At 59.4% G+C, this 9,460-nt stretch carries 9 protein-coding genes and 1 tRNA gene; 6 read left to right on the top strand and 4 right to left on the bottom strand.

The window, feature by feature from the left end; translation table 11 throughout:
* Positions 1 to 254: 254 nt before the first annotated feature.
* Both L8U60_RS03495 and L8U60_RS03490 read left to right on the top strand, forming a co-directional pair.
* Positions 255 to 989 carry an ABC transporter ATP-binding protein gene (locus tag L8U60_RS03495; RefSeq protein WP_269964996.1) on the top strand — a complete coding sequence of 245 codons (735 nt, stop codon included), beginning with the start codon at positions 255 to 257 and terminating at the stop codon, positions 987 to 989.
* The gene (locus tag L8U60_RS03490; RefSeq protein ID WP_269964995.1) at positions 989 to 3,544 is read left to right on the top strand and encodes an ABC transporter permease; all 2,556 of its coding nucleotides are present in this window, start codon (positions 989 to 991) and stop codon (positions 3,542 to 3,544) included. Before L8U60_RS03495 ends, L8U60_RS03490 begins: the two co-directional genes overlap by 1 nt.
* Before the next feature lie 22 nt (positions 3,545 to 3,566).
* On the opposite strand, the gene L8U60_RS03485 is transcribed toward L8U60_RS03490, so the two are convergent.
* Together L8U60_RS03485 and L8U60_RS10840 are read right to left on the bottom strand one after the other, a co-directional pair.
* Positions 3,567 to 4,010: a FluC/FEX family fluoride channel gene (locus L8U60_RS03485; RefSeq protein ID WP_269964994.1), complete on the bottom strand. Its 444-nt coding sequence runs from the start codon at positions 4,008 to 4,010 to the stop codon at positions 3,567 to 3,569.
* A complete protein-coding gene (locus L8U60_RS10840) occupies positions 4,007 to 4,351 on the bottom strand; it encodes a CrcB family protein (RefSeq protein WP_269964993.1) in 345 nt (114 codons plus the stop codon). The genes L8U60_RS03485 and L8U60_RS10840 overlap by 4 nt, the downstream gene beginning before the upstream one ends.
* 117 nt (positions 4,352 to 4,468) lie before the next feature.
* Here L8U60_RS10840 and pgm point away from each other — a divergent pair, with 117 nt between their 5' ends.
* The 4 genes from pgm (at position 4,469) to L8U60_RS03460 (ending at position 8,159) form a co-directional block, all read left to right on the top strand.
* Positions 4,469 to 6,127 carry a phosphoglucomutase (alpha-D-glucose-1,6-bisphosphate-dependent) gene (pgm, locus tag L8U60_RS03475; RefSeq protein ID WP_269964992.1) on the top strand — a complete coding sequence of 553 codons (1,659 nt, stop codon included), beginning with the start codon at positions 4,469 to 4,471 and terminating at the stop codon, positions 6,125 to 6,127.
* A 459-nt stretch (positions 6,128 to 6,586) separates the two neighbouring features.
* Positions 6,587 to 7,105, top strand: a complete 519-nt coding sequence (locus L8U60_RS03470) for a MauE/DoxX family redox-associated membrane protein (RefSeq protein ID WP_269964991.1) — start codon at positions 6,587 to 6,589, stop codon at positions 7,103 to 7,105.
* Between the two features lie 77 nt (positions 7,106 to 7,182).
* Positions 7,183 to 7,974: a DsbA family protein gene (locus L8U60_RS03465; RefSeq protein WP_269964990.1), complete on the top strand. Its 792-nt coding sequence runs from the start codon at positions 7,183 to 7,185 to the stop codon at positions 7,972 to 7,974.
* 112 nt (positions 7,975 to 8,086) lie between these two features.
* A tRNA-Ala gene (locus L8U60_RS03460) sits at positions 8,087 to 8,159 on the top strand.
* A gap of 386 nt (positions 8,160 to 8,545) precedes the next feature.
* Here L8U60_RS03460 and L8U60_RS03455 read toward each other — a convergent pair.
* Positions 8,546 to 8,725 (bottom strand): hypothetical protein, encoded by a 180-nt coding sequence (locus tag L8U60_RS03455; protein WP_269964989.1) that lies wholly within the window; start codon positions 8,723 to 8,725, stop codon positions 8,546 to 8,548.
* Positions 8,726 to 8,742: 17 nt separating this feature from the next.
* Positions 8,743 to 9,456: a hypothetical protein gene (locus tag L8U60_RS03450; RefSeq protein WP_269964988.1), complete on the bottom strand. Its 714-nt coding sequence runs from the start codon at positions 9,454 to 9,456 to the stop codon at positions 8,743 to 8,745.
* Between the last annotated feature and the right edge of the window lie 4 nt (positions 9,457 to 9,460).

Raw genomic sequence — 9,460 nt, 5'->3', positions numbered from 1 at the left:
CCAAGGGTGCCGCGTTTCTTTGTTGTACCCACACACTGTTTGACTATCGTGTCTAGCGCCCACACGCGACCAGGGAGAACAAGAAGCAAATTCCACGATCGTCAAACCAACCCAGCTACCGGCACCTGCTCCGATGGGTGACTGCACGGTAATCGTCTAGTCTCGTACGGAGTACATTGTGGCGCGCCTGGTCGCGTCATGATCAGCACAGCGAGGAACAGGTGGATACGGTGGGCCGGCATTCAAAAGTGGACATGAGCATGCACGAGGCTGCAGCACGCGCGGTCAGCCTGGTAAAGACATATGGCAGCGGCGACACTCAGGTCACGGCGCTTGATGGCGTGAGCGTCGAGTTCGCGCGGAATGAGTTCACTGCGATCATGGGGCCCAGTGGCTCCGGTAAGTCGACGCTCATGCACTCAATGGCTGGCTTGGATTCGTTTGATGCCGGTTCGGCTTTTATCGGGGACACCGATTTGGCCACGCTCAATGACAAGGAGCTCACGGCTCTGCGCCGTGACCGTCTTGGGTTCATCTTCCAGTCTTTCAATCTCGTACCCACGCTTACTGCGGCCGAAAACATTACTCTTCCGACCGATATCGCCGGCGGCCAAGTCGATCAGGAGTGGTTCGAGGAGATAACCTCGCGCCTCGGCCTGACCAACCGTTTGACGCACCGCCCAAGTGAGCTTTCCGGTGGTCAGCAGCAGCGAGTGGCTTGTGCTCGTGCCCTTGTGAGCCGTCCTGAGATCATCTTTGGCGATGAGCCGACGGGCAACCTGGATTCGAATTCGTCCCGCGAGGTCCTCGAGATTCTGCGCGCAGCGGTGGATGGAGACGAGCAGACGGTGGTCATCGTGACCCATGATGCCCGTGCGGCATCGTATGCCGATCGTGTGGTGTTTCTCGCGGATGGGAACATCGTCGATGAGATGTATGACCCAACGATGGAGCGCATCCTATCCACGATGTCGGGGATTGAGGGCTAATGGCCAGCGCTTTAACCAAGGTATCGCTGCGGAATATTGCAGCTCATAAGCTTCGTCTCGCGCTCACTGTTCTCGCGGTGGTGCTGGGAACTGCGTTCATTGCTGGGTCGCTGATGTTTACCACGATGCTAGGTAAGACCTTTGACTCGGCTGTCGCGAGTGCATTCGCGGACGATGATGCGGTCGTGCGTGGAAAAGGGCAGGGGGTGCCAGTGCCGCTGGAGCTTCGGGATGCCATTGGGGCGGACCCCGACGTCGACAAAGTTAACATCAGTGGCCGTACCGCCGTCGTTATCGCGGACAGTGACCGCAACGCGTACCAAACGGGTGCTGGTGTCTCTGAGGTCCACATTTACTACCCGCCGGCAGATGCGGTGGGGTCGGTCCCCGAGATCGTCGAGGGGGATGCGCCCAGCGCCGTCGGTGAGGCGATGGTGAACGCGAAGGGGGCGGACAAGTATGGGATCTCCATCGGTGATGAACTCATTGTTGTGGATACCCAGGCCACCCAGACGATGAAGGTAACTGGCTTCTATACCAATGAGCTGGACCAAGGGATGTCGTTGACGCTGCGCATCCCGGAGGAGTCGTACCTGCAGTTTTATGCCGCGCACGGGACAGTTCCAGGGTTCTCAGTCAGCGCGAAGGAGGGGGTCGAACCCACGCAGCTCACTGCGCATCTTGCGGAAGCGTTCCCGGAGTACGAGGTCAAGGAAGGCCAGACGCTTGCCGACGAAGCCTCGGAAGAAATCCGCAACACCCTCAGCTTCGTCAGCTACTTCCTCATCGCTTTTGGCCTTGTGGGTCTGCTGGTGGGTACGTTCCTCATCGCTAATACCTTCTCCATGATTGTGGCGCAGAGGACGAAGGAGTTTGCGCTGTTGAGGGCATTGGGGGCGTCGAAAAGCCAGATTACGCGGTCCGTGGTTGTGGAAGCTGCGATTGTTGGCGTGATTGGCTCGGCGCTTGGCGTGCTTGCGGGGGCGGGGCTCGTTGCAGTGATTCGCGTGATCATGGAACGCCAAGGCATGGAGCTACCCGGGGCGGGCTGGGGCGTATCTGTTCAGGCGGTTGCGGTGCCCATCCTCGTGGGTGCGTTGGTGACGGTGGCTTCGGCGTGGGCTCCGGCGCGACGTGCGGGCCGGGTGCAGCCGGTGGAGGCCATGCGTTCAAGTGAGTCTGCGTCACCGCAACCGCTCAAGGCCCGCACTTTGGTCGGTGCGGTGTTGCTCCTTGCAGGTGTGGGTTTGGCCGCATGGGGTGTGTTGTGGGAGGACGGCTCGACGGGGCCGCGCGCGGGACTGGTTGGTGGCGCCGCTGTCTCGGCGATCATCGGTCTGTTTCTAGCGGGCCCGGCGCTGTCGCTACCGATCGTGCCGATGCTGGGCAAGGGGATCGGGGCGCCTTTTGGTGCGGTGGGATCGCTGGCGGCGACGAATTCGAAGCGCAACCCCCGGCGTGCTTCCGCCACGGCATTTGCCCTGATGTTGGGTGTGGCGCTGGTGACGGCATTTGGCATGCTGGGCTCCACCATGCAGCGTTCGGTGGATGACATCCTCGAAGAGGAGATCACCGCCGATCTTGTTATGTATGGCCCCCAGTTCGGTGCCTTCCCTGTTCCGGGTGATGTGCCGGGCAAGGTGGAAGAAGCCGAGGGCGTGGGGGATGTGATCACATACTCGCAGGCGCCCCTGACGGTGAATGGCAAAGCTGCCTACGAGATGGGCCCGCTGCAGGTTAGCGATGTAATGAATGGCGATCCGGGACGTCTCACTGTCATGGACATGGTCGCGGGTACATCGGATTTGTCGGGCGGTGGCGTTGTTTTGCCCGAGGCGTATGCGCAGGAGAACAACCTCACCGTTGGGGATGTCGTCGACGTTGCTTCGCCGCTGAGCCAAGACGGGCCCGTGCAGGCGGAGGTGAAGGGCATCTTCGGCAAGTCCAACATTTTGGAATCTTTTGTCATCTCTCGGGCGACGGCTGAAAAGCTGGTGCGACCGGATCAAGAGACCATCCTCATGGTAGGGGCCAGCAACGATGGCAGCGTGGACGAAGACACTCTGCGCGCCAACGTGGAGGAGGCGGTGAAGGACAGCATCATCGTCCAAGTGCGCACCCCGGAGGAATTCGGCGGTGAAGCTAAGCAGCTGATCAATCAGATGCTGTACATCCTGTACGCGTTGTTGTCGTTGGCGGTGGTGATTGCGGTGCTGGGCATTATCAACACTCTCACTTTGTCCGTCATTGAGCGCCGCCAGGAGATCGGCATGCTGCGCGCCGTGGGTGCTCAGCGCCGGCAGTTGCGCACCATGATCATTCTGGAGTCGGTTCAGATCGCCGTTTTTGGTGCGCTGCTCGGCGTGCTCACTGGTCTCGCGCTGGGCTGGGCGTTCCTCACGGTGCTCAAGGATCAGGGTCTATCGAGCATTGCCTACCCGTGGACCTTGCTCGCTGTGATGTTGGTTAGCTCTCTCGTCGTTGGTGTTGTTGCGGCTCTGTGGCCGGCGCAGCGCGCGGCGAAGACACCGCCACTCGACGCGATTGCTGAGTAAGCGGAATAAGCGAGACAAAGAGCTAGAACGCCGGAATGAGCTGCAAGCCAACCCTCAGCCCGTACCACGCAGCGATGATGCCGGCGACACACGTCACCGTGGTGTAGCGCAGCAGTGGCCACCACTCTTTACGCTCCACCATCTGGCCCATTTCTTTGGCCATGGTGGACAAGGTGGATACGGCACCGCCGAAACCGGCGCCCAAGAAGGCTGGCCACATGGCGGGCATCGCTGCGGAAAAGCCGAGGACAGCAGAGCCGATGAGGTTGGCTGCCCACGTCCCGGGAGTGCCTTTGAGAACCATGCTCAGCGCCCAGCGGGTCAGCCCGCCGAGGAAAGCGCCGAAGCCCACGAACACGAACAACAGGAAAATCGTGAGTGCACCATCGCCGGTGCTCAAGGCTTCGCGCAGGTGGGAGCCGACAACGCCGTCGGGGCCTAAGAATTGGGGGGTGCGTGGGGTCATGGGGTGGCCGATCGTCGAAAAGCATGGCCGAGCTCCCACGCGGCGAGGCCCACGACCATGGTGCCCGCCATGTACATGAAGGCGTGCAGCGCGCTGGTCTGCATGGCCAGGAAGGACACTGCGGAGAACGTGGTGAACCCGCCGATCATCCCGCGACCCCAGAATGGGCCTGGATCGAAGCGGCCCATGAGGAAACAGCCGATGAAGTTGATGATGAAGATGATGATGATCTCCGCCGGCGGCTCCGGCGCAATCAACGGCGTGAACGCGAAACGTGCAAGCGCACCGAAAGACGCGCCAAAACCAATGGCGAGACCTTCTTTGAGCGCAGTACTGAACACATGTACACGGTAACGCACCCACCCGTCAGGGCCGTAAATGGGACTTTGCGTGGCGGAGTTCCGCAAAGCGGGGGAAGATGGGGGTGGACCGTTAGCCCGACCGCATAAGGAGTAAGCATGGCGCACGCGAGAGCCGGCCAACCCGCTCGTCCCGAGGATCTCATTGACATCGCGGAGGTGGTTACCGCGTACTACACGCGTGAGATCGATCCGCATGATCCGGACCAGCAGGTGGTGTTTGGTACGTCGGGGCACCGTGGTTCGAGCTTGGATAATGCGTTTAACCAGCAGCATATTTGGGCGACCACGCAGGCAATCGTCGATTATCGCCGCGAGAATGCGATCGGCGGCCCCGTGTACATCGGACGCGATACGCACGCGCTGAGTGAGCCCGCGATGGTGTCGGCGCTCGAGGTGCTCATTGCGAATGACATCGCCGTGCTTGTCGACGAATGCGGGCGCTACACCCCCACCCCCGCCGTTTCCCACGCGATCCTGGCGCACAATGCCTCCCTTGCTGGTGGTGTGACCGGCACGGATCCGAAGCGGGCGGATGGCATTGTGATCACCCCGTCCCACAACCCGCCGCGCGATGGTGGCTTTAAGTACAACCCACCCTCCGGTGGCCCGGCAGATACGGATGCGACGGATTGGATTGCGGCGCGCGCGAACGCGTACTTGGCGAACGGCCTGGAGGGCGTGCAGCGCACCCCGGTCAGCGGTGTGCTGGATGAGCGGGCTGGCAAGCACTCCTTTATGAAGAACTACGTGGCTGACCTGGTCAACGTGGTGGATATTGATGCGATCCGTTCCTCTGGGCTGCGCATCGGCGCGGACCCGATGGGTGGGGCCTCGGTGGATTACTGGGGTGCCATCGCGGAGGCGCACGGTCTGAACCTCACCGTGGTGAACCCACAGGTGGATGCGACGTGGCGGTTCATGACATTGGATACGGACGGCAAGATCCGCATGGACTGCTCCTCGCCGAATTCCATGGCCAGCCTGGTGGCTAACCGTGATAAGTACGACATTGCTACTGGCAATGACGCGGATGCGGACCGCCATGGCATTGTCACCCCGGATGCGGGACTGATGAACCCGAACCACTACCTCGCCGTGGCCATCGAGTACCTGTTCGCGCACCGTGACGGTTGGGCGCAGGATACGGCGGTGGGGAAGACGCTTGTGTCGTCCTCGATGATCGATCGCGTTGTCGCCTCGTTGGGCCGCAAGCTCGTTGAGGTCCCCGTTGGTTTCAAGTGGTTTGTGCCGGGGCTTATTAGCGGCTCCGTGGGCTTCGGCGGCGAAGAATCCGCCGGTGCATCCTTCCTGCGTAAAGACGGCACGGTGTGGTCGACGGACAAGGACGGCCTGATCATGGACCTGCTGGCCTCGGAGATTACGGCGGTGACGGGCAAGACGCCGTCCCAACGCTACGCGGAGCTGGAGGCAACCTTCGGCGCACCGGTCTACGCGCGCACGGACGCGGAGGCGAACCGCGAGCAGAAGGCGACACTGAAGAAACTCTCACCGGAGCAGGTCACAGCCACGACCTTGGCCGGCGACCCGATCACCGCCAAGCTCACCGAAGCCCCCGGCAACGGTGCTGCCATCGGTGGACTCAAGGTGACCACGGAGCACGCCTGGTTCGCAGCACGCCCCTCCGGCACGGAGGACAAGTACAAGATCTACGCTGAGTCCTTCAAAGGGCAGGATCACCTCGAGCAGGTGCAGAAGGAAGCACAAGCGCTGGTCAACGACGTTTTGAGTGACTAGCCACTCCCCGGATTCTGCCCCCTCCTCCGGGGTTGGAGACGTTGTCTCTGGGCGATCAGTTTCCGATCCACGCGGGGCCGCGGACGCGAAATCCGACGGCCATAATCGCGTCAAGATTGTAGTGCTCTAAGGTACGTCCTTGCCCCGGGTGACCTGGCTCCTTTCGGAATTTCCGAACAACCTCGTCACGGTTTAGCTCTCTTGTGTTGAAAATTGATTTCAGGTGCTCGCTAGTGCCGGAACGGCTGATATCGAAAAGCTCTGACATTTCGGCCTGAGTCATCCATACAGTGTTTTCGACGAGTCGTCGTTGTACCTCGGTTGTTCAATATAGCCGTTGCATTCAACGGCACGTTCGGATTTCTTCGTGCGTTGGGAAGTGCTGTGTTGGAAAAGTGTTAGGAGAGTCATAGGGTAGTAGTGGTTAGCCCACATGGGTTTTCCGCTACGCTGATTTAGGTGACGATTCAACAGGATTCCCCCGCAGCGCCTGCAGAGACTGCAGTGTCAGCAGAGTCTGCAGCGCAGACGTCGACAAGCACTCACGTGCTCGACGTTCTTTCGGCGCTTGCCCGTTTTGGGCTTGCCATCATGTGGATATATGCCGGCTACAACAAGCTCGGTGCTCACGCGCTGACCACCCAGAGCATTGAGGCGTATGACATCTTCACCCCATACTGGTCGCAGCTTCTGGCTGGGCTGATTGGTCCGCTGGAGATCGCTGGCGGGCTCATCCTCCTGCTGGGAATCAAGCTGCGGCCGGCAGGCTGGGTCTCCATCGTGGTGCTTCTGTTGTTCATCATCGGCTTGGCTTCTGCCTACAGCCGTGGCCTGCAGATTGATTGTGGTTGCTTCGGGCCAGACCCCGATAGTTCCGCGACTGATCTGCTGTGGGCGATTGCCCGTGACATTGGCTACGTAGCGGTGACCCTGTTCATGATTTATCGGCCGTTTAAGAAATTCGCGTTGTACCCCTAAACTTTCTGGGTGAAACAGCTCTGACTTTTCAACCATCTTCAACCATCTTTAACCACTGACTATCAAGGTGATTAACTGTGACTTCTTCTAATTCGAAGGCAAACAAGGGTGCGTCGCGCTCGGTAGCAAACCCGAATTCGTCGGGAAACAAGGGATTCTGGGTGGCACTGTCTGCGTTGGTGCTCATTGGTGCGCTGGTCATCGGCCTGATCGTGTACAACGGCCGTGGTGCGCAGGCTGATCGCATTGCGGAAAAGGTGCAGCCCGTGGAGGGCGTGAGCATGGAGCTCACCGATAACATCATCACCTTGAGCGCTGCGCCGGCTGAGGGGGAAGATGCCGCGGAGAGCACCAAGGAAGCGAAGGAAGCAGGCATCTACGAGGACCTTGCCTGCCACTACTGTGCTGAGCTGGCCAAGGCGACGGATGATGAGATGCTGGAAAAGATCAAGGCCGGTGAACTCAAGGTGAATATTCACCCGTTGACCTTCCTTGATGGCACGGCTGAGCGTTACTCGCCGAACAGGTCCACGCACTCCCTGGCTGCTTTGCTCGCACTGGCCGACAAGGGTGAGGTCGAGGCCTACTGGAACCTCCGCAAGATCCTCCTTGAGCAGCAGGACACCCTCTACACGGGTACGGACAACAACAAGCTGGCCGATCTGGCACGTGAGGTTGGCGCATCCAAGGGTGCAGCTGAGGCGATCCGTAACGGTGAGTACCTGGAGCGCGCCAAGGAGATCGGCGATGCGAATGAAAAGGATCTCGTCGACAAGACCGGTCAGCTGTCGTCACCGCGCGTGCTTGTCGACGGCAAGGACGTCGACTCTGATCCCCTCGAGAACTGGATCACCGACCTTTTCTCCTAAAACTGCTAAAACGGCAGTGAGCAAGCGATTTTGGTCTCGCCCGGTAGCGGGTGTATATTGATCGGAGTCGCACGGCGAACACGGGCTTAAAACCCCAGTTCGCCGAAGCTACGGGGCTATGGCGCAGTTGGTAGCGCACCACACTGGCAGTGTGGGGGTCACGGGTTCGAATCCCGTTAGCTCCACAAGATGAAAGCTGCCCAGCCTGATGGCGGGGCAGCTTTTTGTTTCGGTCAGAAGCCGAAGTGACGGGTTAAACGAGGGTTAAACGAGGGTTAAGTAGCAAAAAGTGTGTCCGATTTTCAACATATTTGCTGGTCAAAATATATAAAACGGGCGTAAATAAGGTTCCAGAATTTACTTCAGTCCCTGAGTGCTCGCCCCTGGAGGACTTCGGTGTAAAATTTTACATTGCCCAGGTAACTATTAGATAGTAGAAATTTTCTACCTGGGGATTCATCTGATCCAATTTTTCGCGCGGTAAATTTTTACACAGCCCAGCGAAAGGAAGCAGCCAAGGCCAGCCCTCAACCCTCCACGACGCACCGGTGGCAGACACACTTTCTGTTACTTAACCCGAAGTGACCATCCCCAGGTTCGGGGTGGGAGGCCACGGGGTGGGGTTTTCGCCGTCGATAAGCAATTCCCAGCCTGGGGGAACATTGGCGAGGAAGTCGAAATCGGGCGCCGGGGTGGCGGGTGTGGCTGGGGCGGAGGGAGTGGTCTGCTTCTTCTTGAACAAGGAGAACATAGTGACCTCTCTGCTGGTTAGTCGCGCTTCTTCATGTTGGACAGGGCATCGTCGAAGTCCTGCAGGAGCTTGTCCAAGGCCTTGTCACTGTCATTGCGGTCTTCGCTGAGGATCAGTCGGTGGGCTTCGACTATGCGGCCGCCAAAGTGAGTGAGGCACACCGCGTAATCGATGTCGCCGCCCTGGGTATTGGTGGCTTCGACGCACTGCCACTTGAGGTTGTCAGTGTCGTACTTCGTTTCGTCGTAGGTGTCGCCTTCGTCGGTGAAGACCTCAACTGCGCTGTCGTAAGCGCGCTTGAAACCCCTATCCGAGGAGGAGGTCACGGCCTCATATTCATCGTTGAAACTCGGGATGTAGATGAAGCTCAGTACTCGCAGTGTCTCGTCGCTGTTGAACAGCTCGGCTTCAACGCGGTGCTTCTTCGGATCGCTCTCACCACTTTCTACTTCCAGCCCGGGTAGCTGGTGTAGAGCGGTGAAGAAGCTGTTCATGACGTAGCCGTCGTAGCGGTTCAAATCATCGCTGGAGTCAGCGGAGGAGGAGGCGCTTGTCGACATCTCCGTTTCAGTCTCTGCCTCTGCTTCCGCGGCGGTTGATTGGGTGGACAGGGCTGTGTCTTCGCTAGCGGTGTCGTCTGTGCTGGTGTCATCGACGGTGCATGCAGTGAGTGCAAGTCCCGCGGCGGCGATGGTTGCCATTGTGACGTGGGTTACTTTTGCGCGTCTCATGTTT

Source organism: Corynebacterium meitnerae (assembly GCF_027570075.1).
In the GTDB taxonomy this organism is placed as follows: domain Bacteria; phylum Actinomycetota; class Actinomycetes; order Mycobacteriales; family Mycobacteriaceae; genus Corynebacterium; species Corynebacterium meitnerae.
The sequence above is the reverse complement of the archived record's forward strand: the minus strand, read 5'-3'. Positions and strand labels throughout refer to the sequence as shown.